At 65.0% G+C, this 23,400-nt stretch carries 22 protein-coding genes; 8 read left to right on the forward strand and 14 right to left on the reverse strand.

What is annotated here, in order from left to right:
- Positions 1-26 precede the first annotated feature (26 nt).
- Positions 27-959 carry a calcium-binding protein gene (locus tag FBZ83_RS32415; RefSeq protein WP_247888683.1) on the reverse strand — a complete coding sequence of 311 codons (933 nt, stop codon included), beginning with the start codon at positions 957-959 and terminating at the stop codon, positions 27-29.
- A 605-nt stretch (positions 960-1,564) separates the two neighbouring features.
- Here FBZ83_RS32415 and galE point away from each other — a divergent pair.
- Positions 1,565-2,566, forward strand: coding sequence for a UDP-glucose 4-epimerase GalE (galE, locus tag FBZ83_RS25910; RefSeq protein ID WP_145689656.1), 1,002 nt, complete (start codon positions 1,565-1,567; stop codon positions 2,564-2,566).
- Between the two features lie 6 nt (positions 2,567-2,572).
- Here galE and FBZ83_RS25915 read toward each other — a convergent pair whose 3' ends face one another.
- From FBZ83_RS25915 to FBZ83_RS25965, 11 genes are all read right to left on the reverse strand, one after another.
- Complete coding sequence (locus FBZ83_RS25915) at positions 2,573-3,865, reverse strand: nucleotide sugar dehydrogenase (RefSeq protein ID WP_145689658.1); 1,293 nt, start codon at positions 3,863-3,865, stop codon at positions 2,573-2,575.
- Between the two features lie 109 nt (positions 3,866-3,974).
- Positions 3,975-4,640, reverse strand: coding sequence for a class I SAM-dependent methyltransferase (locus FBZ83_RS25920; RefSeq protein ID WP_145689660.1), 666 nt, complete (start codon positions 4,638-4,640; stop codon positions 3,975-3,977).
- Between the two features lie 2 nt (positions 4,641-4,642).
- Positions 4,643-5,065, reverse strand: coding sequence for an LIC12192 family sporadic carbohydrate cluster protein (locus FBZ83_RS25925; RefSeq protein ID WP_145689662.1), 423 nt, complete (start codon positions 5,063-5,065; stop codon positions 4,643-4,645).
- Complete coding sequence (locus tag FBZ83_RS25930) at positions 5,058-5,885, reverse strand: sporadic carbohydrate cluster 2OG-Fe(II) oxygenase (protein ID WP_145689664.1); 828 nt, start codon at positions 5,883-5,885, stop codon at positions 5,058-5,060. Before FBZ83_RS25930 ends, FBZ83_RS25925 begins: the two co-directional genes overlap by 8 nt.
- On the reverse strand, positions 5,882-6,808 hold the full coding sequence (locus FBZ83_RS25935) for a transketolase family protein (RefSeq protein ID WP_145689666.1): 927 nt from the start codon (positions 6,806-6,808) through the stop codon (positions 5,882-5,884). The genes FBZ83_RS25930 and FBZ83_RS25935 overlap by 4 nt, the downstream gene beginning before the upstream one ends.
- The gene (locus FBZ83_RS25940; protein WP_200477130.1) at positions 6,805-7,620 is read right to left on the reverse strand and encodes a transketolase; all 816 of its coding nucleotides are present in this window, start codon (positions 7,618-7,620) and stop codon (positions 6,805-6,807) included. Before FBZ83_RS25940 ends, FBZ83_RS25935 begins: the two co-directional genes overlap by 4 nt.
- Positions 7,617-8,693, reverse strand: a complete 1,077-nt coding sequence (locus FBZ83_RS25945) for a phosphotransferase (protein WP_186466191.1) — start codon at positions 8,691-8,693, stop codon at positions 7,617-7,619. The genes FBZ83_RS25940 and FBZ83_RS25945 overlap by 4 nt, the downstream gene beginning before the upstream one ends.
- Positions 8,665-9,303: a hypothetical protein gene (locus tag FBZ83_RS25950; protein ID WP_145689677.1), complete on the reverse strand. Its 639-nt coding sequence runs from the start codon at positions 9,301-9,303 to the stop codon at positions 8,665-8,667. Before FBZ83_RS25950 ends, FBZ83_RS25945 begins: the two co-directional genes overlap by 29 nt.
- Positions 9,300-10,298: an NAD-dependent epimerase/dehydratase family protein gene (locus FBZ83_RS25955; protein ID WP_145689679.1), complete on the reverse strand. Its 999-nt coding sequence runs from the start codon at positions 10,296-10,298 to the stop codon at positions 9,300-9,302. Before FBZ83_RS25955 ends, FBZ83_RS25950 begins: the two co-directional genes overlap by 4 nt.
- Positions 10,299-10,315: 17 nt before the next feature.
- Positions 10,316-10,564 (reverse strand): hypothetical protein, encoded by a 249-nt coding sequence (locus FBZ83_RS25960; protein WP_145689681.1) that lies wholly within the window; start codon positions 10,562-10,564, stop codon positions 10,316-10,318.
- Positions 10,565-10,635: 71 nt separating this feature from the next.
- Positions 10,636-12,231 (reverse strand): PfkB family carbohydrate kinase, encoded by a 1,596-nt coding sequence (locus FBZ83_RS25965; protein WP_247888477.1) that lies wholly within the window; start codon positions 12,229-12,231, stop codon positions 10,636-10,638.
- A gap of 408 nt (positions 12,232-12,639) precedes the next feature.
- Here FBZ83_RS25965 and FBZ83_RS25970 point away from each other — a divergent pair, with 408 nt between their 5' ends.
- The 3 genes from FBZ83_RS25970 (at position 12,640) to FBZ83_RS25980 (ending at position 16,843) form a co-directional block, all read left to right on the forward strand.
- On the forward strand, positions 12,640-14,202 hold the full coding sequence (locus FBZ83_RS25970; protein ID WP_145689683.1) for a radical SAM protein: 1,563 nt from the start codon (positions 12,640-12,642) through the stop codon (positions 14,200-14,202).
- Between the two features lie 104 nt (positions 14,203-14,306).
- Entirely contained in the window at positions 14,307-15,371 is a 1,065-nt protein-coding gene (locus FBZ83_RS25975) for a radical SAM protein (RefSeq protein WP_145689685.1), read from the forward strand.
- Entirely contained in the window at positions 15,371-16,843 is a 1,473-nt protein-coding gene (locus FBZ83_RS25980) for a hypothetical protein (protein WP_145689687.1), read from the forward strand. Before FBZ83_RS25975 ends, FBZ83_RS25980 begins: the two co-directional genes overlap by 1 nt.
- 123 nt (positions 16,844-16,966) lie before the next feature.
- Here the strand turns inward: FBZ83_RS25980 and FBZ83_RS25985 are convergent, their stop codons facing one another.
- Together FBZ83_RS25985 and FBZ83_RS25990 are read right to left on the reverse strand one after the other, a co-directional pair.
- Entirely contained in the window at positions 16,967-18,598 is a 1,632-nt protein-coding gene (locus FBZ83_RS25985) for a sulfotransferase domain-containing protein (RefSeq protein WP_145689689.1), read from the reverse strand.
- A 77-nt stretch (positions 18,599-18,675) separates the two neighbouring features.
- Positions 18,676-19,458, reverse strand: coding sequence for a class I SAM-dependent methyltransferase (locus FBZ83_RS25990; protein ID WP_145689691.1), 783 nt, complete (start codon positions 19,456-19,458; stop codon positions 18,676-18,678).
- Between the two features lie 131 nt (positions 19,459-19,589).
- On the opposite strand from FBZ83_RS25990, the gene FBZ83_RS25995 reads away from it, so the two are divergent.
- The 4 genes from FBZ83_RS25995 to FBZ83_RS26010 all read left to right on the forward strand — a co-directional run bounded on the left by FBZ83_RS25995 (position 19,590) and on the right by FBZ83_RS26010 (position 23,394).
- The gene (locus tag FBZ83_RS25995) at positions 19,590-20,810 is read left to right on the forward strand and encodes a tetratricopeptide repeat protein (protein WP_145689693.1); all 1,221 of its coding nucleotides are present in this window, start codon (positions 19,590-19,592) and stop codon (positions 20,808-20,810) included.
- A gap of 101 nt (positions 20,811-20,911) precedes the next feature.
- Positions 20,912-21,499 carry an adenylyl-sulfate kinase gene (locus FBZ83_RS26000; protein WP_145689695.1) on the forward strand — a complete coding sequence of 196 codons (588 nt, stop codon included), beginning with the start codon at positions 20,912-20,914 and terminating at the stop codon, positions 21,497-21,499.
- A 104-nt stretch (positions 21,500-21,603) separates the two neighbouring features.
- Positions 21,604-22,302, forward strand: a complete 699-nt coding sequence (locus FBZ83_RS26005) for a class I SAM-dependent methyltransferase (RefSeq protein ID WP_145689697.1) — start codon at positions 21,604-21,606, stop codon at positions 22,300-22,302.
- Positions 22,303-22,398: 96 nt separating this feature from the next.
- Entirely contained in the window at positions 22,399-23,394 is a 996-nt protein-coding gene (locus tag FBZ83_RS26010; RefSeq protein WP_145689699.1) for an SDR family oxidoreductase, read from the forward strand.
- The last annotated feature ends 6 nt before the right edge of the window (positions 23,395-23,400 follow it).

Raw genomic sequence — 23,400 nt, forward strand, 5'->3', positions numbered from 1 at the left:
ATCAGGGGCGTGCAGGGGCCCTCTTATCAGACGGCGAAGTTGCTGGCGCTCAGGTTGGTGACGCCGGCAACCGTGATCTGCGTGCCATCCGACAGGGAGATGATCGAGCTGCCGCCCGACACCGTGACCTTCGCCGCAACCTGCGCCGCGGACATGCCGTAGCCCTGGACCGCGATGAGGTCGGTACCGGCCTTGAAGTCGCCGATGACGTGCTTGCCGCCGCCGAACACGGTGCTGAACACGAAGACGTCGTTGCCCTCGCCACCGAACAGCGTGTCGTTGCCGACGCCGCCGATCAGGGTGTCGTTGCCGGCGAAGCCGCCCAGGACCGCGTTGCCGGTCTTGGAGGTGCTGCCGATCAGCAGGTCGTTGCCGCCGCCGCCGGCGATCGTGGTGTTGCCCGAGCCACCGAACAGCGTGTTGTTGCCGGCCGCCGACGCGATGGTCGAGTTGCCCGAGCCGCCGATGACCAGGTTGGAACCGCCGACCACGTTGATCACGGCGTTGCCCGCGCCGGCGCCGATGGTGGCGTTGCCGCCGCCCGCGATGACGGTGTCGTTGCCGGCCGCGAAGACCTGGTTGTTGCCGCCGACGAGACCGATGAGGTTGTTGCCCGCACCGGCGGTCAGCACGTTGTTGCCGGCCGCGGCCACGACGGTGTCGGCGCCCGAGCCGCCGAGGATGGTGGCCGAGCCGCCGGCGACCGTCGAGGTGCCCAGGAGCTGGCCGCCGGCGCCGCCGACGATGGTCTGGTTGGTGCCCGTGCCGGCCTGGAGGATCGTGCCGGCCTTGTCGTTGGCGACGAGCAGCTGGTTGTTGCCGGCGCCGCCGATCAGGGTCACCGGAGCGGTGTTGTCGGAGGCGATGACCGCGCCGCCCGAAACGCTCGACAGAGCGTAAACGCCGCCGACGGTGGCGTTGACGATCGCGTTGCTGTTGAGCTTGGTGGAATCAACCAAGCTCGTGTTCTTCAGAATGGCACCCGCCAGCGTGGAAGGAGCGGCGGCATTGGTGATACCACCTGTGACCGTAGTGACCGTGGACATAGTAAGGACCCCCCGCAAAACCGAATAAAACTTATGCCTAAGGGTCGGATACCATTGGTAATCCCTTTTTGCAAGTGCGGAATGGAACATGTGGTCATGGGGACCACCATCGGGTTACCTATGTCACAGCGCAGCGTTACCCAAAGATAATATTTCATTTTTAAAATATGAACGAAAGGATGCATAAGTCCATAAGGTGGCTATGGCCTTTGCGGTCCGAGCACCAAGTCCCATGTTAAAATTGACGCATTGGGTTGTGGCGGCGGCGGATGCCTGTTTCCGGCCGCCGTCCTTGGGAACCGGTGCTTCCGGGAGGGCGTGATTCGCTCCGCTTTGCTCCGATTCCTGCGCAGGGCGACGAAGGGAGCAACCCGCTTACGCCCCGCCCCGGCCGGTCCGACTGGCCGCGGCCATTCCGGTCAGGTTGACAGGCCTTCCCCTCTCGCCTAGCTCCGGAGCACGCCGCCGGGAAGGCCGACGGCGCTGTCCGGACGACACGGGATAAGGAAGTGCCCAGCATGCTCGACCAACCGGCGGCTCCGCGCCGCGTCCTGGTGACCGGAGGGGCCGGCTACATCGGCAGCCACGTTCTCCATGCCCTGACCGACGCCGGGATTCCCGCGGTGACCATCGACAACCTGTCGACCGGCCGCCGCGCCGCCGTGCCGGAGTCCGTGCCCCTGGTGGAGGGGGACGTCGGGTCGGCCGACCTGTTGGACCGGGTGATTCGCGCGCATGACGTGGACGCTGTGATGCACTTTGCCGGGTCGATCGTGGTACCCGAATCGGTGGAGAAACCGCTCGCCTACTACCGCAACAACACGGTCAGCAGCCTCACCCTGCTCGACGCCTGCGCGCGGTTCGGGATCGACAAGGTGGTCTTCTCCTCCACCGCGGCCGTCTACGGCGCCACCGACCGCGTGCCGATCGACGAGGACACGCCGACCGCCCCGATCAATCCCTATGGCGCCTCCAAGCTGATGACGGAGCGGATGCTGCGGGACGCCGAGCCGGCCCATGGCCTGCGCAGCGTCATCCTGCGCTATTTCAACGTGGCCGGCGCCGACCCGGCGGGCCGCACCGGCCAGGCGACGCCGACCGCGACCCACCTGATCAAGGTCGCCTGCCAGGCCCTGCTCGGCCGCCGGCCGGCCCTGTCGATCTTCGGCACCGATTATCCGACCCCGGACGGCACCTGCATCCGCGACTACATCCACGTCAGCGACCTTGCCGAGGCTCATGTCCTGGCGCTGCTCCACCTGCGCGGCGGCGGCGAGAGCCTGACGCTGAACTGCGGCTACGGGCGCGGCGCCTCCGTCCTGGAGGTCGTGCGCACGTTGGAGGCGGTCAGCGGCGAGACGGTCCCCGCCACCTTCGCCGACCGGCGTCCCGGCGACCCGCCGCAACTGGTCGCCGGGGCTGACCGGATCCGCGAGCGGCTCGGCTGGGTCCCGAAGCACGACCGGCTGGACGAGATCGTCCGCAACGCCCTCGCCTGGGAGCGTTCGCTTCCCGGGTGAGCGGTCTTACAGCCGCCACAGCTCCACGCCGTCCGGCACCGATGCGCGGTCGAGCAGGCCCTTGATGTCCATCACCAAACCGCGGCCGTCCTTCAGCAGGCTGGACACCAGACCCCAGCCTTCGGCCCGGTAGGCGGCGTGCGGGACGGCCAGCACCACGGCGTCGGCCGGCGGCAGGTCCCCGCGCGGGGTCAGGGCAAGGCCGTATTCGTGCGCGACCTCGTCCGCCGCGGCGAGCGGGTCGTGCACGGCCACCTCCACGCCGAAGCCGCGCAGCTCCGCCACGATGTCCACGACGCGGGTGTTGCGGATGTCGGGCACGTTCTCCTTGAAGGTCAGCCCCAGCACGGTGACGCGCAGCGGGCCGGGCCGTCCGTCCCGAGCGCGCAGCAGCCGCTTCACCGTTTCCTGCGCCACATACTGGCCCATGGTGTCGTTGATGCGCCGGCCCGCCAGGATGACCTCCGGGTTGTGGCCGAGCTGCTCGGCCCGGTGGGTCAGGTAGTAGGGATCGACGCCGATGCAGTGGCCGCCGACGAGGCCCGGCTGGAACGCCAGGAAATTCCACTTGGTGCCGGCGGCGGCCAGCACGTCGCGGGTGTCGATGCCCATGCGGTGGAAGATCACCGCCAGTTCGTTCATCAGCGCGATGTTGACGTCGCGCTGGGTGTTCTCGATCACCTTGGCGGCCTCCGCCACGGCGATGGAGGCGGCCTCGTGCACGCCGGCCTTCACCACGCTGCCATAGACCGCCGCGACGATTGCCCGCGTCTCCGGGTCGGAACCGGAGACGACCTTGGTGATCGTCTCGAACCGGTGCTCCCGGTCGCCGGGGTTGATGCGCTCCGGCGAATAGCCGACCGTGAAGTCCTGTCCGTAGATCAGCCCCGATTCCGCCTCCAGGACCGGCACGCAGTCCATCTCGGTGGCGCCGGGATAGACGGTGGATTCGTAGACCACCACGTCGCCACGCTTCAAATGCCGCCCAACGGTGCGGCTGGCGGCCAGCAGCGGGCGCAGGTCCGGACGCTTGGCGTCGTCGATGGGGGTCGGCACGGTGACGATGTGGAAATCGGCCTTCGCCAGGCCCGCCGGGTCGTCGGTCAGGTGCAGCCGGGCCGCCGCTAGATCCGCGTCCGCCACTTCGCCCGTGTGGTCGTGCCCCTCCCGCAGCGCCTTGATGCGGCGCGCGTCGATGTCGAAGGCCACGACAGGTGCGCCCGTCCGCCCGAACGCGACGGCCACCGGCAGGCCGACGTAGCCGAGCCCGATCACCGAGATGCGGCGGGAATGGGTCATGATGGCGACGGTTCCTTGGAGAGCGGAATGGGGGTGGCTGTCTTATACACGCCCGGTCGCCGCTGGGGAGCGGTTAATGGGATCGCCCCGACCGGGCACAGCAAGGCGATCAATCGAAGAAAATGAAGCCGTGATCGCCCGTGTAGCCGGCGCCGTCCGCGATCCAGGCCCAGCTTTCCGGGCTGTGGAACGACAGGCAGGTCAGTTGCCAGTACAGCAGATTGGCCTTTTCCCGTTCGTCCCGGAAGCTCTCCACCATGAAATACTTCCGATCGCCGCGCCCGACCCGCTGCATTTCGGACAGCGCCTGGAACACTCCCTCGATCGGCAGATTGTGGAAGGTGCCAAGCGAAATCACCGCGTCGAAGGAGCCCTCCGGATACGGCAGCGACCGGCAGTCACCGACCTGGAGGAAAGGCCGGATCTCCTCCTTGGCGTTGGCGATGCCATACTCGGAGACATCGATGCCCGCCACTTCGATGCCCGGCACCACCTGGGTGAACTCGTAGAGCAGAAAGCCCTTGCCGCACCCGATGTCGAGCAGCCGGTCACCGGCCTTCAGCCCGTAATGCGCGGCGATCCGCTCGGCGACCGGGCGCCAGCGGCCGTCGTAGCGGTAGCCGCCATAACCGAACCGGCGCTCTCCGTCCCAATAGTCGCGGCCGAACCGGCGGGCGACTTCGGCGCATTCGGCCTTGTCGTGCTCGACCACGCGCTGGACGTAGTTGCGCCGGGTCGAGCTGTGCAGGGATTGGATGAAGTCGATGCGGGCCATGGTCAGAACCTCACCGGAGCCATGTGGGTGAGCGCCTGCTGGACGCTCCAGATGTCTTCCAGCCGCCCGATGTCGGCTTCACTGGCCAGGACCAGCCCTTCCACGGCGGTGTGCAGGCAGGCGCCCGTATCGAGGATCCGACGGTAGATCTCCTGGCGGCGGCCCCGCCGTTCCGGCAGCATGAACAGAGTATAGGCGATCATGCCGTCCAGTCCGGGCAGTTCGGCCAGCACCTGTTCCAGCATCATGTAACAATGCGGCATCGCGTATTCGGTGGCCGACAGCTTGAAGGTCAGCCCCGACCGCGCCGCGTAGTCGCGGATCACCAGATTCTGGACATGCTGCGGGATGCGGCTCCCGAGGACGGGTCGCGAGCCGATGTAGCCCCGGTATCCCGAGCGCAGGGTTTCCGGGCGCTCATTCATGGAAACCCGCCGGCATCTCGTAGTCGAGTCCAATACGGCTTGCCGGCCGCAGGGTGATGGGTTCGAAGAACTCGCCCAGCTTCTTGTCGGCGTAGGGCGTGAAGACCCCCTTGAAGCGGCAGTTCATGGACCAGCGCGCGTCCGCTTCCCGGTTCACCCGGTTGCCATGGGCAAGGTTCTGATTGAACAGGAGAAAATGCCCGTACGGGACGTCCATCCAGGTCAGGTCGGGCTCAATGGCGGCAAACATCTCGTCCACGCTGCGGGCGGCGAAGCGGTGCAGGTTGCGCTCGAGCTCGGCGTTGGGGCCTGGGGGAAGCAGGAACATGCTCTTGCTGCCATGGCAGTCCACCAGGGGAATCCACAGCACCACCTCGAACGGGCTGTCGCCCGACCAGGTGTCGGCGTGCACGGGAAGCAGCGAGCTGTCGTCGTCCGGCAACTGGATCGACAGATTGACACGGCGCTGCATGCACAGCTCGCTGCCGACGATGGCGGACAGGGTGCGCCGGGCGACCGAAAAATAGGCGGCGCGCAACCAAGGCTGCGCGTTCATGCCGCCGATCATGGCCAGCCGGAAGGCGTTAAGTTCCTCCACCGGCACGACATCGCCGATCCGGTCAAGCAGGCGGCCGGGCGGATCGGGACGTTCGGCGCCCTCATCCATGCCCAGGCGATGGCGGGCGAGACCGACCATCAGGTCACGGATCGCGTCCAGCGCCGCCCGGTCCTCCGCCGGGGCGACGATGAAGCCGTCCCGGCGGAAGCGGTCGCCGAGCGCGCGCTCCTCCGCGGTCAGGAAGTCGAAGGACGGCGTCATGCCGCGGGCTCCAGCGCGCGCATCACGCGGTCGGCGATCTGGTCGGGCTGAAGGCCGGCCAGACGCATCAGGTGGTCGTTGCCGCCATAGCCCTCGGGGAAGGCGTCCGGCAGCGCCAGACGGAGCAGGCGCGCGCCGGTCGGTTCCTCCGCCATCAGCTCGGCGACGGCGCTGCCGAGGCCGCCCATGCGCGTGTGCTCCTCCACCGTCACGACGAGGCGCGCCGCGACGGCGGCACGGCGCACGGCGGCGGCATCCAGCGGCTTCACCGTCGCCATGTGGATCAGGCCCGCCCGGAGGCCCGCGGCCTCAAGCCGTTCCGCCGCGGCCAGGGCCTTGGCGGTGACGATCCCGGTGGCGATGAAGGTGACCTCCTCCGGCGGACGCATCTCCAGCGCCCTGCCGATGGCGAAGGGGGTGTCCTGCGCGGTGACGATGGGCTCGTTGCCCTTGCCGACGCGGATGTAGAGGGGACCGGGCCAATCCAGGCTCGCGTCCATCAGCTTGACCATCTCGACCTCGTCCACGGGGGCGACGATGGTCATGTTGGGCAAAGCGCGCAGGATTGCGATGTCCTCGAAAGCAAGATGGGTGGGGCCGAGCGGCGCATAGACGGTGCCCCCGCCGGTGGCGATGAGGCGCACCGGAAGGTTCTCCATGCAGACGTCGATGGCCAGTTGGTCGAAGCAGCGCCGGGTGAGGAAGGTCGCGATGGTGTTGACGTAGGGGACGAACCCCTCCATCGCCATGCCCGCGGCCATGCCGATGATGTGCTGCTCGGCCACCCCTTCCATGAAGAAGCGCTCGGGCATGTCCCGCTTCATGCCCTTCAGCACGCCGGGACCGAGGTCGGAACCGATGAACACGACCCGGCTGTCGCGGCGGGCCAGCGTGTCCACCATGTTGACGGCGTGCTGTCTCATTCCGCGCGCTCCAGTGCTTCCCGCATGGACGCCACATCAGCCGCGCCCACTTTGGCCTTATGGTGCCAATCCGGATTGAATTCGGCGAAGTCGAGCCCCTTGCCCTTCACCGTGTGGCAGATCACCACCGAAGGCTGGCCGGCGGCGAAGGGCAACTGGCCGAGCGTTTCGCGCAGCGCCGCCACGTCATGCCCGTCGACCTCGCGCACCGCCCATCCGAACGCCCGCCATTTGTCGGCCAGCGGCTCCAGGTCCAGCACGTCCTTGACCAAGCCGTAGGACTGCAGCTTGTTGTAATCGACGAGAACGGTGAGATGGTCCAGCCGGTGCTTGGCCGCCGACATGGCCCCTTCCCAGATCGACCCCTCGTCCAGTTCGCCATCGCCGGTGATGACGAAGACGCGCGACGGGCGCCGTTGCAGGCGGGCCGCCAGGGCCATGCCGATGCCGATCGACAGGCCGTGGCCCAGCGATCCGGTGGACGCCTCCACCCCCGGAATGTGGGCCCGTTCGGGATGGCCGCCGAGCATCGCCCCGGGGTGGCACTGGCGAAGCAACTCGTCCTGCGGGAAGAACCCCTTGTCGGCCAGCACGGCGTACCAAGTCAGGCAGCCGTGGCCCTTCGACAGGATGCAGCGGTCACGGTCCGGCCAGCCCGGCTCGTCCGGGCGGACGCGCAGGACGTCGTCGTAAAGGACCCGCAGGATCTCGACGAGGGACAGGGAGGACCCGATGTGGCCGCGTCCTCCTCCTTCCAAGGCGTCAATGATCCGTCGTCTCAGGTAGCGTGATCGTTCGTCCATGGCGCTCATCGGTCGGCAAGCAGGGGAAAGGAAGACCGGACGTCGCCATCCGGGCCGTCGGTCAGGCGGCGGGCCTCGCGGAGCCACAGGCGGGCCTTGGACAGCTGGGCCGCCTTGGCCTCGCTCCATCCCGCCGAAGTTCCCGCGAACAGGCGGCGCTCCCACCGTTCGGGCAGGAATTCGTTGAGAAGGATCATCGTCCAGCGCAGGCCGTACAGCGGAAGCTGTGCCCGCAAGCGCGCGGCAAAGGCCGGGTCGGCGGCGAAGAGGGCATCCATTCCGCCGTGCCAGTCTGCCTGCTCCTGCGGCGCCAGGCTGAAGGCCGGGTGCCAAAGGAAATCGGCGGTGAGCTTCACCGGATCGTCCCAGCCGAAATACTCGAAGTCCAGGAAGACAAGGCTGCCGTCGCGGCGGCGCAAGGCGTTGTGGAATCCGAAGTCGGAGGGCGACAGCGTCCGCAGCGCCGGCTCCAGCGGAATGGACGGGTCGAGGCCGGCCGCCGCGTAGCCGGTCCGGGCGCGGGTCCGGGCGCGGTCGATGACCGGTCGCGCGTCGTCCCGCAGGAAGTGTCCGAGCGCGATGTCGTCCACGTCGGACAGCCGGGCGAAACGGCTCTCGATCTGGTCCAGAAGGCCGGTGAGCGACAGGCACGCTTCCGCGGCCTCGGCCAGGGCCACCGCCCCCTCGGCGCTCCGCTGTCCGGCAAGAAACGCGGCGAACGCGACGGCCCGGGCCACATCGTCCTCCCTGCGCCCGTCCGGAACGCGGGACACCGCCGTTCCGTCGATCCACTCGTAAAGGGCGGCTCCATGGCCCGGGGCGGCCGCTTCGGGACGCGGCACCGTCAGCGGCCCGCTCCCGATGGCGGCGAGGAACGACAGCCCCCCATATTCGCGGGCCAGCCGTTCGGTGCTTCCGTAGCATTTCAGGGCATGCGCGCCGCCCGCGGTTTCCACGCGGTAAATGCGGTTGTTGCCGCCCCCGGGCAGCCGCTCCATGGACCGGATGGGACCGGCCAGCACCCGCGCCGTTTCGGCCGGGTCGTGCGTGGCCTCAAGCCGCGGCGCTGCCGAAGACGGCATCGGCAATCTCCTCCCACGCGCGGAACGCCCGGAACGGACCGGCCGGAAGATGCCGGGCGCCATGCTTGACCAGGATCCGGTCGACCTCCGCGGGAAAGTCCGGTTCGAGAAAGACCTCTTCCAGATCGTCGACGAAGCAGCGGCAGCCCAGGGACGCGATCCGGGCGATCTTGGCGGTCCGGCTGTCCTCGAAGAAGATCAGGCCGGGATCGATGCCCCCGCGGGCGGGATCGGTCAGCCCCTGTGCCCCGATCCAGGACCATGCCGCGGCGCGCAGGCTGACCCCGCCGGGATCGGCGGCGGCGAACTCCGTCTTGTGGCTGACGATGGCGACACCGGCACCGGCCGCCCGGCAGGCGGCCAGGAAGCCGGACAGGCCGGGGGCGGGGATGGCACGCGCGATGCCCGGTCCGTAGACCTTGGCCTGGAGCCGGGTCCATTGCGCCTCGCCATCGGGCAGAGCACGGAGATGCGCCCGCACCTCCGCCTTGCCGCCGGCGAACCCCCGCGGCAGGAGTCCTGTGTCTTCCCCGATGCCGCGGAACACATCATCGTACAGGACGATGGTGTTGTCGAAATCGAGGCCGATGAGCGGGGCGCGTCCGGTCATTTCAGGGCGATCTGCTGCATCGTCTTGATGTTGAAGTAGCGTGGGTCGGACATGCTGTCGGGCACGGAGCCGGCGTCGAAGGCGGTCTTCAGTCCACGCACCGCGTCGGCGATGCTGTGGGCCGGGGTGAAGCCGAGTTCGCGCCGGATCTTGTCGGACGAGATGTGGTAGGAGCGCAGATCGTCGGTCGGCGTCACCTCGATGGCGACCGATGCCCCGATCACGTCGCGGACCATCTCCGCGATCTGCATGATCGTGTGGTTCTCGTAGCCGACGTTGAACACCTTGCCGTCGATGGCCGAGGCGTCCCACGCCAGGGAGCGCACGTAGAACTCGACCATGTCGGCGACGTGGATGTTCGGGCGCTTCTGGCTGCCGCCGAAGACCTTGATCTTGCCGGCGTTGATCGCGTGGTTGGTCAGGATGTTGACCGACAGGTCGAGGCGCAGCCGGGGAGCGTAGCCGCACACCGTGGCCGGGCGGACGGTCAGGACGGTGAAGCCCGGCGCGCGCTCCTCCTGCAGCACCTCCTCGCACAGGGCCTTGAACTTCGAATAGTCGGTGAGCGGCTGGAGCGGAAGATCCTCCGTGACGTTCTCCTCCTCCTTGATGCCGTAGACGGACGAGGACGAGGCGTAGACGAATCGCTCGACGCCGGCCTCCTTCGCCGCACGCACCAGGGGACGGAAGCATTCGTAGTTGATCGAGCGGCCGAGCGCGGGATCGAGATCGAAGCTCGGATCGTTGGAAATGCAGGCCAGATGGATCACGGCGTCGCAGCCCCGCAGGGCGCGGGCGACGGTCTCCGGATCGCGCAGGTCGCCGCGGATCTCCGTCAGGCGGGGATGGTTCTTCAGACCCGCGAACACGTCGCCATAGATGTAGAGGTCCAGCACGGTGACGCTGTGACCCTCGTCCAGAAGCCTCGGCACCAGGGCGCTGCCCACATAGCCCGCTCCGCCGGTGACCAGCACGTGCCAGGTTCGTTCGGTCATGATGGTTCGATCCTTGCTTACACCACGGCTTCGACATCCACCGCCGTCCAGCCCATCGCCAAGTCGGGCATGGCGTGCAGGAGCGACAGATGGGTGATCTTGACAGAGCCGTATTGGTCGTTGGCGATGGAGAGATTCAGGTTCCCGCTGCGCCGCAGCGGGGTGGCGCCGTCGTTGAAGGCCGGGGGCCGCAGGCCGCCGTTCTGTGAATGATCGACGGCCATATGGTTGGCGATGGCGGCGCTGCACCCGCTCCCGGCAAACATCAGCGTGCCGCCCGATCATGGGCGCATCTGGCCGCGGAGGAGGCGTCGATGCGGTCGCGCATGCCGGGCCTCTATTTCAGGATGGCGGTCAGGAACTTGACCAGAGCCGGTTTCTCGATCGAGCGGCGATGCCCGACGATGCCGACCTTGATGGCGCCGGCGGCGTTGCCGATGAAGCCGATGACGCTCATCGGGGCTCCCGTGGCCACCAGCGGCGCCGTCACGGCCAGGAAGGCGTCGCCCGCCCCGACCGTGTCCACCACCGTGTTGGTGAAGGCCGGAATACGGTGCACGCCCTCCGCGCCGTCGCCCTCGGCACCGTCGAACGTCACGCAGCCGTGCTTCCCATGCGTGATGATGACACGGCCGCAGGCGATGCGCTGCGGCAGCTTCTGGCTGGCGATGATGGCGATGTCGCTGAAGCGGTCCGAGATGGCCAGCCGCGCCTCGGGCGCATCGATGCAGACGAAATCGGCGCGCGGATAGCGGGTGATGAGATTGTATCCCATGTTTCCGCTGTTGGTCTGCGTGTTCACCGCCAGGAAACGGCTGTGGCGGCACAGGGCGTCGATGGCCGACGGGGTGAGCATCCCATGGCCGAAGTCGGTCGCGATGACGACGTCGTAGTCACCGGCGTGCCGCTCGAGGATGTGGACGAGCCGCTGTTCCTCGTCCGCGTCCAGCGGCGCGTCGTCCATCTCGTAGACTTCGAACAGCTTGCGCATGTAGCCGGTTTCGACGAAGCGCGTCTTGCGCGTCGTCGGCTTGCCGGGTCGGTCGACGACGCGGAGCGACACGTTGGGCTTCAGGGTCTGGCGGATCAGGTCCTCGTAGCGGCTGTGCTCACCGAGACAGGTGACGACGTCGACCTGGGCGCAGAAGGCCGCCACATGGTTGGCCGCCGCGATGACGCCGCCGGCAAAGGTTTCGTGATCGCGGTACAGGGTCGCGATCATGTTCTCCTTCGGCGACTTCGCCATCGGCACCACGTAGCGATACTCGTCGATGATCGTGTCGCCGACCAGCAGGACCCGCTTGTCCCGCACGCTTTCCAGGACCTCCAGCGTGCGCTCCAGCATGTTCCGGTCGCGGGCGTCCTCCAGATAGGCCTGCAGTTCGGCGTCATAGACGCCGAGGTAGCGGTTGATCAGCGAGGATGAGCTGAAGGTGATGTCGTCGGTGAAGACGATGCGCCCGCCACAGCTTTCCACGGCGTTCCGCTCGTCGACGATCCCCCCGGTTACGTCGGACGACGCGTCGGCATAGTCGGATCCCTTGACGTAGACCGACGGCTTCACCTTGGACAGCACGGTCACAGCCGTCGGGGCCGGGTTGACGGCCACATAGTCCACATGTTCGAGCGCGGCGACCATCTGCGCGCGCAGCAGTTCCGAGAAGACCGGCCGTCCGGGCCCCTTGTTCACGAAGGGGTCGGCGGTGATGGTCACGATCAGCAGGTCGCCGTGCCGCCGCGCCTCCTCGAGGTGACGCACATGCCCAAGATGCAGCAGGTCGAAGACGCCATGCGCAAGGGCGACGCTGCGTCCCTGCCGGCGCGCCTCGGCGGCCAGCACGGCGACCTCGTCCAGGGTCCGGACCTTGTTGCGGGATGACCGGGGCGCATCCTCGGCCAGCATCGTTCCGCTATCGTCGCTCGACGTAATCATGACTTCCGACCCTTATGCGAACGAGACCGAACCGCGGCATGCCTCGCCATAGCCCCGCGGAGGCGTGAGGGCCGATCCCGCCAGCCCCCTTTGCTTCACCCACCGCCGGACCGCGGTAACGGTTATTGCGCAATCGGTCAAGACGTACCCGCCAGACGGTATACAAAAGGTGAAAACGGTTGTGATTTGGCGGCACGCCTCGCGTCCTTGGAAATTCTGGAGGCGTCCGCGGACAGGTTGTAAGAGGCGGAATCGCCAGGAAACCGATTCTTAACAAAGGCTCTGTTAACGTCATTGCATTTCCTTGATAAAAGGACAAGAACAGGCCACCTGGAATCCTTCCAGATTCACTTTAGACAAGGCGATCGTGCCCAGCCACAGCCTGCTGAGATTGGAAATAAACCAAGAATGGACACGATGATGCTTAATGTGAAGAGTGCTGAATTTAGTCATATTGACTTGCTGAACCCAGCTCCTTCGCTGAAGCATATTGCCTTTAATTTTACTAACAGATGCAATTTGCGTTGCGTCTATTGCCCGCAAGGGACGCATCCAGAGAGCTTCCACGCCGAATCATCAGACGATCAGATTCGGAAAATTGTTGACTATGCCAGATCTCACGACATCGAGAGGATCGACATCGGTTACTATGGGGAAACGCTGCTGGTCCAAGGCTGGGAGGACCATTGCCGGCCGCTTCTCGATCAGGGGCTCTACATCACGCTGGTCTCAAGTTTCTCGCGGATTCTGAAACCGGAGGAGGTCGAGGTCGTCGCACGCTTCAGCGAGCTGCAGATGAGCATCGACACCATCGACATTCAACTTCTGAAGCAGATCCGCAAAGCCGTCGACGCACGAACGATCCTCTACAACACGCATCTTGTCCGGTCCTATGTGCTGGCCAATGATCTTCCCATGCCCAAGATCGTGTGGACGGGCGTTCTGACGGACCAGATCGTGTCGGGCATCCCTGACTTGGTCGCCATGGCGGTGTCCAGCGGCATCCGGAGCATCAACTTCAACGACGTCGCCTATTTCGAGGGCACGTCCGGGGTTGCCCGGAGCATCTACGACATGGAACCGCAGGATTTCATCCAGGCCGCCGGCACACTGGAAAGGGCCAGACGCCTCGCCGTCCGGCACGGCGTCGAGCTGTCGATCGGCGGCACCCAGCGGGTCGAGCGGCGGCTGATCGAGGACTATGGAATCGAACGGTACGTCGAGCTGACGCGCAAGCTCAGTTCCTTCGATGATCTGGACCCGGCGCGCCCCGTCTACATCTACGGTGCCGGCGAGGCCGGGCGGACGCTGCGGAACTGGCTGCGTGCCCATCCGGAATTGCGCTTTGCCGGATACATCGACAGTGCGCGGTCCGGCGCGGTCGACAACGAAGTCGTTCTGAAGTTCGACGACTACAAGGCACAGCCCGACGATGGCGGCCAGATCGTGATCGGCTCCATGCATGAGAACGAGATCGAGCGGCGGCTGATCGACGCCGGGGTCGTGACCTATTGGCGGGGCTACAACTTCTTCCAGGACGGCGGAGCGCCGAAGATCGCCGGTGCACAGCCAAGCGCGGACATCGTCCGTTCGGGAATCCAGGGAAAATTCGTGATGCCCGGGGATGTCATGGACGACGTTCCACCCGGCATGACCCGCATGTGCGAAGCCCCTTGGGCGGAAATCTACTTCGACCCCAAAGGCGAAGCCTATTCCTGCTGCCAGCGTGGCCTGGTGATGGGAAAGCTGGAGAATGGGGTCTCGATCGACGACATCATCGGCAGCGATGCGTATCGACGCCTGCGGCAGCAGCTGCTGACCGGGCAGGATCTCGATTCCGAATGCTTGCGCTGCACCGGACGCCAAGCCGTGCCGGTCGAGCGGATGCGCGATCACATCCTGGGCTTGATGAACGCCGATGCAAGGAAGGCAGCCGGTGCGGCCGGCGCGCCTCACCGAGACAGGGATTGATTGTTCATAAACAAAACAGGCGCCTTGGTAGCAGGCGGTTTGCCGCGTAACGCGAACGAAGCGGAGCGCACGCTCCACAGGCTCGCATCGGTCTTGGACACAACATGACGCAGCTTTACAGCAATTTGAAATTCCTGCGCTTTCGGCCTCAGCTGGATGCCCTGACCCATGAGGGACTGGCCGCACCGGTGCACATCCGCATCAAGCCGATCAACCGCTGCAATCACAATTGCTGGTACTGCGCCTACCGCGTCGAAAGCCTGACGCTGGGCGAGGCGATGAGCACCGAGGATGTCCTGCCGCTCGACATGATGCACGGGATCGTGGACGACATCATCGAGATGGGCGTGCGCGCGGTGACCTTCTCGGGCGGCGGAGAGCCGCTGCTTTACAAGGGCTTGCCGGATGTCGTCCGGCGTTTGGCCGAAGGCGGCATCAAGGTCGCGACCCTGACCAACGGTTCGAACCTGAAGGGCGCGATGGCCGACGCCTTCGCCGCCCATGGGGCTTGGGTGCGCGTATCGCTCGATGCGTGGGACGATCAGAGCTATGCCGACGCCCGTGGCGTTGCGGCGGACAGCTTTACGCGGCTGCTGTCGAACCTGCGCGCCTTCGCCGCCCGGAAAGCCGACTGCGTCCTGGGCGTGAGCTTCATCGTCAGCGAGACCAACGCCCCCCACCTTGCCGAGGTTTGCAGGATTCTCAAGGATGTTGGCGTCAGTCACGTCAAAGTCAGCGGCGCGGTCGTTTCCAACGATCGCGAGGAAAACAACGCCTACCACCGCCGCCTTCACGCCATCGTCGCTGAACAGCTGGCGGCGGCGAAACGTCTCGATGACGACACCTTCCGGATCGTCGACCACTATCACGAGCTGGAAGACCGTTTCGAGAAAGGCTACACGCGCTGCCCCTTCCTGCAGTTCCTGACGGTGATCGGCGCCGATGGCAGTGTCTACACCTGCCAGGACAAAGCCTATACGGAATCCGGACATCTCGGATCATTGCGGGGCCGGAGCTTCCGGGAATTCTGGTACTCCGATGAAAACAGGAAGCGCCTTGCCGAAATCAATCCAGCTCTTCAATGCCGCCATCATTGCGTAGCTCACCGCAAGAATTTGGTTCTGAATGAGTATATAAATGTCGACAGTCGTCACATCGAGTTTGTCTGATGGACATCCATGTCCATTCCGGGAAGGAAAAAATGATGAGCATTCCAAATCTGCACTTCATCATGGCGGTTTGGGGCGAGAGCTATACAGACGTCTTTATTGATGTGGTGCTTCCAAGCCAGCTTTCCGACAACAACCTGCCGGCCTTGCAACACAGGCAGGCTTATACCTATAAGATTTACACGACCGCAGACGACGCCAAGACAATTCAGGCATCGCCAGCCTTCCAGCGGCTGGCGGAAGTCATGCCCGCCGAAATCCACGTCATCCACCCCGAACAGAACGCGCATATCAAGACGGCGTCGGTCCGGCACCTCATGGGGTCGCTCCACAAGCGTGCCATCCAGGAGGCCGCCAGGGACAATGCCTTCCTGGCCTTCCTGGCTCCTGACGCCATCCTGTCGGACGGTTCCTTCGCCGCCATCGAGAAGCGGATGCTGGAAGGAATGGAGATGGTCCTGATCAGCGGCATCCGGGTGACCAAGGAAACGGCCCTGCCGGCGATCCGCGCCCGCTACCGCCGTCCCGACGGCACGATCCACATGGACGCCGCGGATCTGACCGACTGCGCGTTCGAATTTCCTCATCGTTACACCCAGGTTCTGACCTGGGGGGCGGAACGCTTCTGCTCCCAGTGGCCGTCACAGACGTTCTGGTTTGTGCCGCCGGCCGGAATTCTGGCGCACTGCTGGCATCTTCATCCCATCCTGGTCAAGGCGAGCACCGAGACGGACAGCTTCCTCGGGACCATCGACGGCGATTACATCGAGCGGGCCGGCACCCAGCTGGAGCGCATTCATGTCATCCAGGACTCCGACGAGGCCTGCCTGATCGAAATCAGCCGCGCGGATCACGAAAAAACCCTTCTCGACACCTCCGCAGCCTTTTCGATGGAGAAGTTTCTGTCGTGGGGGCAGCATTCGACCAACGCATTCCACCGGACCTTCGTCGATCGGCCTATTTTGTTCAAAGGCCGGGCCTACACCGAGGCCGCCATGACGGAAATCGGCAAGGATGCCGCCCAGGTTATCGAAATGCTGCGGGCCGCGTTGGAAGACTACCGCATCGACATTCCGCTTCTGCGCAGCTTCGGGGAAGTGGCAGGCGCTCCGGCCATCTACCTTTATGGCTCCGGCGAATGCGGACGGAGCGTCCTGGCCCACGCCCATCGCTACGGTTTGACCAACATCCGGGGATTCATCGACAGCCATACGGCCGGTGAGGTCGAAGGTCTGCCGGTCCATCGCCTCGACGATTACTTGAAGGGCGTCCGGCGTCCGGATGATGCAATCATCATCACCTCGATGTACCTGAAAGACATCGCGCGGACCTTGCTCCAGCACGGCATCACCGAATTCCTCAACGGCCAGGAAATATACCTGGAAATCCTGCTTTCCAATTTGGAAAAGTCGGGAGAGAAACCGGTCGATTTCGTCATCGTGCCATGGAGCACGGTGGCGGCGGACAGCTGAGGCTGACGGTTGCCCGCCTTGCGCGCATTCCACTGGAGAATGGGGGAGTCGATCATTCTCGGCGGCAGCAAGCCCTGACGACTCCTCCACGGGCTCGTCCCTGCGGAGCCGGGCGGGCGGACGTCAGAGGTGCCAGTCCGCGTCCGCTTCGTAGCCCAGGCGCACCAGGGCGTCGCCGGTCAGTTCTTTGAAGCGCTCCACAACCCGTGGGGTGAAGTTGTTGCGCCAATCGCCGGTCACCCCTTTCCGGCAAGACGTCTCGATCCCGTTGGGCAGCAAAACGATCTCGCGACGGTCCTCCCCCCGTGAAGCGCGCCCACCGGTCTGGTGTTCGAACGTTCCGAGCTTGATGCAGTCACGGAGTTTCGCATCACTCATGGGTGTGATCGGATCGCGGTCCAGACCAAGATCCGTCAGAAGCCGCCGGTATGTCCGGACGGGGTCGTTGTGCAAATCCTCGAAGCGAAGGATGTGATAGTTCTCCCTCCCCAAGACATCAAGATAGCTGTCCGTCCAATATTTTGCGGAAGGCCATCGGAAATGATATTTGGGAGTGCCCATGAACGTAACGCCATCGAGCAGAGTCAGGAAGTTCTGCTCTCGCGTTTCCGGTGAATCTTTGAAATACCGGAAGTAATAAGAATTGATGATATCACGTGGATCGCGCATGAGCACGACCACCGGGCCGCCGATGTCGGCGAACCTGGTGAGGTCCAACCCCGCATCGTGCACCCACATGAATTCCCAATGGTTGAGCAGGCGCGCGAACGCGTGGACGGTCTCCGCGGCGTCCTTGGCGATTTGGGTGTGCAACTCGTCCAGGCGTTCGAACGGAGGAACCGGGGCGGGCGCGCGATAACGGCTGAGATAATAAGTGTTCTGGATCAGAGACATGTAACTCCGCTCAAGCCACCCGTAATGCTGCAGGATCGCTTGCATGGGCGGCATCAGACGGTGTGTCCCGGCGCATGGCGGAACGACCAGAACCATCGGCGACGAAAGAGCCCTTTCCGCATTCCGGGGGACCGTCCCGACCAGAGGATAACGCTCGTCCCGTTCCAGGGTGGCGCCGTCGGTGACGTTCGTCGGCACCAGAAGCTCGACCGGCAGCCCGCAGACGTCGACCAGATAGCGGATGGTGTCCCGGCATGGCGCCTGTGGCATGACGAGGACCGCACAGTCAAAGTCCCGCCCGGCGGCATAATCGTCGTAGGCCCGGTCGCGGCGCCGGTTGAGCGGGTCGATGGCGATGTGCTCGTCGTCGTAATGAGCGACCAGCCGGGAAGCGGCCTCGCTCGCCTGCAAGCCGGCGACCGTCTCCATCGCCGACTGACGGTGACCGAACACCGCGATCCGCCGCCCCGGACGCTCCCGAATCAGAAACTCGACCAGTTGCCGGGAAACCTGTTCGATGTCGGAGACGGTCCGCAGCTTGGCGTGGGTGAAGCAAGGATAGGCGTTGACGGCGTTGCGAATTCCATTCTCCACCAGAACCTGAAGGATCTCCTGCGCATACATGCTGGCGATGACAACGGTGAAGCCGTCTGCCGGGCGTTGCCGGAGCGCCTGCGGATGGAGAACCGGCAGCCCTTCGCACGTTCCGGATTGGAAGGTGTCAAGAAACCCCTCGACCGTCGTCCCTTCGCTTTCATCACAGGCGGCCTTCATCCAACGGCCGGCGGCCCCTGTGCCATAGATGAACACGGGGCCCAGATGCGAGAGACCGGAAAGTTGATGAATTTCGGCGGCGATCATCGTTTCTGTCCACGGGAAATGGGAAAGCACGGCTGTGAGGACAGGCCGCTCCGGCGCAGGGAAACGACCCGTCCCTCTCAGTCCCTCCGGACGGTCCAAAGCCGGGTCAGATAAACCGTTTCGATCATGGCGCAGCCACGGATCCGCTCGGCTGCATAGCCGAGAAACTCTTCGAAACGCTCGGGCCCAAGCTGGACCTGGACATCATTCACGGAGCGCCACGCCCCCAGATATTCCTCCGGAGTCCGGGTCATGACGTCACGGGCCTCCATGTACACGACATCGCTGAAGCCCGGTGTCGCAGCCAGCCGGTCGGTCAGATGATCGGTCAGACCCGAACGGCCGGACGAAACCCGCTTCATGCCGGGGCAAAGCTGGGAGAGGTGGTTCTCGATGTCCACCTGGATCGGGCTGGCCTCGATCAAGCGAGGGTTCCACAAGGCTGCGAAACGCCCGCCCGGCCGCAGGATGCGACGGAATTCGCTCATCCCCGCGTCGTAATCCACCCAATGGAACGAGGACGCCATGGTTACCAGGTCGCGGCTGCCGTCCGTCAGTCCGGTGGCTTCCCCTTGGCCGGCGCGCCACTCGATGGACAACCCCGCCGAGCTGTCCCGTCCGACACGCCGCATGTCGTCGTTCGGTTCCACGGCCGTCAGACTGCGCAGCCCTTGGCCAGCCAGGATTCGCGTCCAGATCCCGGTGCCCGCGCCGACATCCGCCGCATCGACATCCGCAACCGGCTTGTCGAGAAGAGCGAGCAAGGCCTTCAATGGAGAAAGAGCGTAGCCTGGCCGGAACCGATCGTAGTCCTGGGCCAGACCTGTATAGTCTCCATGCCTGCGCGTGGCGTCCGTCATCGTGTTTCCAAAAGAATTCGGCTATTACAAAATCAGCCACTTTGCCTGGAAAGTGGTGGCAAGAGGCTAATTCGGGGACGCTTAACAATGTATGAATACAGGGATTTTTGGCCTTCCTGAAGGCAGTTTCCATGGAGGAACGCACACTCTACCCGCTTGTGTTCGGTCTCTCGCCATGGCAGTTTTTCGAGCCGATTTTCGAGTCGATTCTGCCGTCTGCCGGAGACATCATGCCATCTGACCATCCGTTCGTTCCGAAGGACAGGCACGATCCGGCGGCCATCGCTCCGGCCATCGACGTGGATGCATGGCGGCGCAACATCCGGCAGACGACCTTCGCCGGCTACCACCTCCACATGGCGATCGCGCTGTGGAACGAAGGCAGCCACCAGGCCGCGCTCGAAGCGCTTCAAAGAGCCTTGAGCGAAAAACCTGATTTTTCCTTGGCGTCGCTCCGCCTGACGGAGTTCTTGCACCAGATCGGGCGCCACGACGAAGCCGAGCGGATCGAGCGGGCTGCCCGTGCCGGCGACCCGCTTTATCCAGCCTCCGCCTACGCTGACTTGGGGGAATCCACCCCGGATGCCCGGGAGGCCGTCCAGGCGTTCGGCAAGGCCTGCGCTCTCCACACCAATCCGGCTTGGGAACTTTCCCTCATCGAAGCGCTGGAGAAAACCAACACCGTACACACGGAAAGCGAATTCTCTGAATCGATTGCGATTCCCCGTCATATTCTGACGCTCGATCCTGCCCGGACAACGGCGTTGCAGTGGCTCGGGTATAAATTGTTCGCTCTGTCTTCCATGGAGGAGGCAGAGCGCTGCTTCTCCCGCAGCATGCTCCTTGATCCCGGCAACGTCTTCTTCCGTGCCATGCTTGCCATGGCGCGCGTCGCGCTGGGCGACACCGGCGGCGCTCTGGCTCCCCTGCGGGAACGCTCGCCGGAGGAGGCCAGGATCGGCCTGCTGCCGAACACGCGCGGCTTGGTCAGCTTGGCGCAGGGCGACGTCGAAGGCGCCCTGGCCCATTACAGCGAAGCCGTCCGTATCGAGCCCGACAACGCCTTCCTGCGAAGCGGACTTGGCCTTGCCTTGCAGGAAATCGGCCGCATCGACGAGGCGCTCCGTTACCACAATGCAGCGGACGACAACGGGTTGGTGTGCCTGCACCGGGCGATCGCCTGGCATCGCGCGGGGAACGAGGAAAAAGCGCGGAGCGAGTTGCGCCGGCTGCTCGCCCTGCACCCCGTCTTTGCCTGGAGTTGGGCGCGCGTTTACCGCTGGGCCAGTCCTTATCTGCTCGCCACTCTGGAAAGCATCGCGGCGGATGCACGACAAGCCCCCCATTCCTGAGGCTTTTCGCATCGCCGCGGATGGTTTTACCCGAAGTTTACCATTGGCGCCCTTTGCTGACGTCGAGGCTTTCCGGGGCATTCCCCGGGCTCGCCGCGTCCATGCCGGAGCCGGAGTGTCTTTTGGTGCCGCCTGAGCCGACTTTCGCACCGCCACGCAGCGCGGTGTTCTGGATCACGGGGTTGTCGGCCGCCGGTAAGACAACCATCGGACGGGGTCTCGCCGACCGGTTGCGGGTTCTGGGCCGCCCGGTTCTCTACCTCGACGGCGACGTGCTGCGCAGCATCGTCGCCGGTGGGGACCGTTACTCCAGGGCCGACCGTCTGGATCTGGCCCACCGCTACGGCCGGCTGTGCCGGGAAGCCGCCAGCCAAGGCATCGACGTCGTCTGCGCCACCATTTCCATGTTCGACGCCGTGCGGGCGTGGAACCGCGAGCATATCCCGGGCTATTGCGAAGTCTATCTCCGCGTCCCCATCGAGGAGCTGAAGCGGCGCGACACCAAGGACGTCTATCGGAACACCACGGACGTTGTCGGTCTCGATCTCGCTCCGGAACTGCCCAAGACGCCGGATGTCCTGATCGACAATTTTGCGGACATGACTCCGGCGCGGGCGGTCCAGACGATCCTGGAATCCGCGGCCATCCCTGCCGGTACCCTTGGTGCATGGCCCCCGCCTTCCACCTGAAGCGGCGGCCCCACGAACGGAAAAGACGACGGGACGGGAGAAGCGCGCCGCCATGGGGTGCGCTCCATCCGCCACCACCAACCCTGAAAACGGAGATCACGTCCATGCAGGCCAAAGATCCGGTGAACCAAGGCCTTTTCGAACTTCGGGAACGGATCGGGCTGGCCCGCCTGGGCATCATGAACAATCAGGTCTGGCATCAGGACCCGAAGCGGCTGGTCTTCACGCTGGCCCGTTACAAGTTCGTCGCCAAGATGCTGAAAGGGCAGCGGCGGGTTGTCGAGATCGGGTGCGGCGATGGCTTCTGTTCCCGGTTGGTGCAGAACGAAGTCGGCGACCTGACCATCACCGATTTCGACCCTCTGTTCATCGAAGACGCCAAGGCCCGCATGGCCGAGCCCTGGGTGAGCGGAGCCTTCGTCCACGACATTCTGTCGGGTCCGGTTCCCGGCACCTACGACGCCGCCTATTCCCTGGATGTGCTCGAACACATCCCGCCCGTGCAGGAACAGGTCTACCTCGGCAACGTCATCGCGTCCCTGACCGGCCAGGGCGTCTTCATCGCCGGCATGCCGTCCCTGGAAAGTCAGGCCTACGCATCCGCAGACAGCAAGGCCGGGCACGTGAACTGCAAGACTGGCGAGGCGTTGCGTCACACGATGCTGGAGCATTTCCACACGGTCTTCATGTTCTCCATGAACGACGAGGTGGTGCATACGGGCTTCTTCCCGATGGCGCATTATCTGCTGGCCGTCTGTGTCGGGCCGAAGAGGCCGAGCGAGACGGCGAACCGAACCGGATGAACGGTCGGGCGGAAGCGCGCGACGCCACAGCCAGCCGGAAATCCGATATACAGTCAGACGGCGGCCCCCGGCCGACGGCGGAAGGAAGATGAGACAATGAGTCGTTTCGACGTGGTGACCGGCGGGGCCGGGTTCATCGGCAGCCATCTGGTGGACGCGCTTGTCGCGCAAGGACGGAGCGTCCTCGCCATCGACAATCTGGCGGTCGGGCGGCTGTCCAATCTGGCCGCCCACGAGGGCAATCCGGCCTTCCGATTCGTGCAGGCCGACGTAGCCGACCGTGCGGAGATGGCGAGGCTGCTCGCCGGTGCGGAACGCGTGTTCCATCTGGCGGCCCTGGCCGACATCGTGCCGTCCGTCCAGAATCCGGAACGCTATTTCGACGCCAACGTGAACGGCTGCTTCTCCATCGCCGAAGCCGCCCGCGCCAACAACGTGACGCGTCTGCTCTACGCCGCGTCCTCGTCGTGCTACGGCATCCCGGACGTCTACCCGACGCCGGAATCGGCCCCCCCGAATCCGCGCTATCCCTACGCGCTGACGAAGTACATGGGGGAACAGCAGCTCCTGCATTGGGCACAGGTCTACGGCCTGCCGGTGACCTCCCTGCGCCTCTTCAACGTCTATGGCCCGCGCGCCCGCACGAGCGGCACCTACGGCGCGGTGTTCGGCGTTTTCCTGGCGCAGATGCTCTCCGGCAAGCCGTTGACCGTGGTCGGTGACGGCACCCAGACGCGCGACTTCACCTTCGTCACCGACGTCGTTTCCGCCTTCCTTGCCGCCGCCGAAAAGGGCCACACCGGAGCCGTCTACAATGTCGGGAGCGGCACCTCGGTCAGCGTCAACCGGCTGGTCGAGCTTCTCGGCAATGGCCGCGTGGAGCATCTGCCCAAACGCCCCGGTGAACCGGACTGCACCTTCGCCGACACGAGCCGGATTCGCGCCGAGCTGGGCTGGAGCCCCCAGGTCAGCATCGAGGACGGGGTGGCGCGGCTTCTGGACAATCTCGATTACTGGCGCGATGCGCCGGTGTGGGACAAGGACAGCATCGCCGAGGCGACCCGCGACTGGTTCCGCTTCATCCGGAACTGACCCGCG

This window comes from Azospirillum brasilense (assembly GCF_007827815.1).
Lineage (GTDB): Bacteria > Pseudomonadota > Alphaproteobacteria > Azospirillales > Azospirillaceae > Azospirillum > Azospirillum brasilense_C.

Bases quoted from the DNA above. Each gene is read 5' to 3' on its own strand.
- galE (WP_145689656.1), top strand. From the start codon at position 1,565: ATGCTCGACCAACCGGCGGCTCCGCGCCGCGTCCTGGTGACCGGAGGG.
- FBZ83_RS25915 (WP_145689658.1), bottom strand. From the start codon at position 3,865: ATGACCCATTCCCGCCGCATCTCGGTGATCGGGCTCGGCTACGTCGGC.
- FBZ83_RS25920 (WP_145689660.1), bottom strand. From the start codon at position 4,640: ATGGCCCGCATCGACTTCATCCAATCCCTGCACAGCTCGACCCGGCGC.
- FBZ83_RS25925 (WP_145689662.1), bottom strand. From the start codon at position 5,065: ATGAATGAGCGCCCGGAAACCCTGCGCTCGGGATACCGGGGCTACATC.
- FBZ83_RS25930 (WP_145689664.1), bottom strand. From the start codon at position 5,885: ATGACGCCGTCCTTCGACTTCCTGACCGCGGAGGAGCGCGCGCTCGGC.
- FBZ83_RS25935 (WP_145689666.1), bottom strand. From the start codon at position 6,808: ATGAGACAGCACGCCGTCAACATGGTGGACACGCTGGCCCGCCGCGAC.
- FBZ83_RS25940 (WP_200477130.1), bottom strand. From the start codon at position 7,620: ATGAGCGCCATGGACGAACGATCACGCTACCTGAGACGACGGATCATT.
- FBZ83_RS25945 (WP_186466191.1), bottom strand. From the start codon at position 8,693: ATGCCGTCTTCGGCAGCGCCGCGGCTTGAGGCCACGCACGACCCGGCC.
- FBZ83_RS25950 (WP_145689677.1), bottom strand. From the start codon at position 9,303: ATGACCGGACGCGCCCCGCTCATCGGCCTCGATTTCGACAACACCATC.
- FBZ83_RS25955 (WP_145689679.1), bottom strand. From the start codon at position 10,298: ATGACCGAACGAACCTGGCACGTGCTGGTCACCGGCGGAGCGGGCTAT.
- FBZ83_RS25960 (WP_145689681.1), bottom strand. From the start codon at position 10,564: ATGTTTGCCGGGAGCGGGTGCAGCGCCGCCATCGCCAACCATATGGCC.
- FBZ83_RS25965 (WP_247888477.1), bottom strand. From the start codon at position 12,231: ATGATTACGTCGAGCGACGATAGCGGAACGATGCTGGCCGAGGATGCG.
- FBZ83_RS25970 (WP_145689683.1), top strand. From the start codon at position 12,640: ATGGACACGATGATGCTTAATGTGAAGAGTGCTGAATTTAGTCATATT.
- FBZ83_RS25975 (WP_145689685.1), top strand. From the start codon at position 14,307: ATGACGCAGCTTTACAGCAATTTGAAATTCCTGCGCTTTCGGCCTCAG.
- FBZ83_RS25980 (WP_145689687.1), top strand. From the start codon at position 15,371: ATGGACATCCATGTCCATTCCGGGAAGGAAAAAATGATGAGCATTCCA.
- FBZ83_RS25985 (WP_145689689.1), bottom strand. From the start codon at position 18,598: ATGATCGCCGCCGAAATTCATCAACTTTCCGGTCTCTCGCATCTGGGC.
- FBZ83_RS25990 (WP_145689691.1), bottom strand. From the start codon at position 19,458: ATGACGGACGCCACGCGCAGGCATGGAGACTATACAGGTCTGGCCCAG.
- FBZ83_RS25995 (WP_145689693.1), top strand. From the start codon at position 19,590: ATGGAGGAACGCACACTCTACCCGCTTGTGTTCGGTCTCTCGCCATGG.
- FBZ83_RS26000 (WP_145689695.1), top strand. From the start codon at position 20,912: ATGCCGGAGCCGGAGTGTCTTTTGGTGCCGCCTGAGCCGACTTTCGCA.
- FBZ83_RS26005 (WP_145689697.1), top strand. From the start codon at position 21,604: ATGCAGGCCAAAGATCCGGTGAACCAAGGCCTTTTCGAACTTCGGGAA.
- FBZ83_RS26010 (WP_145689699.1), top strand. From the start codon at position 22,399: ATGAGTCGTTTCGACGTGGTGACCGGCGGGGCCGGGTTCATCGGCAGC.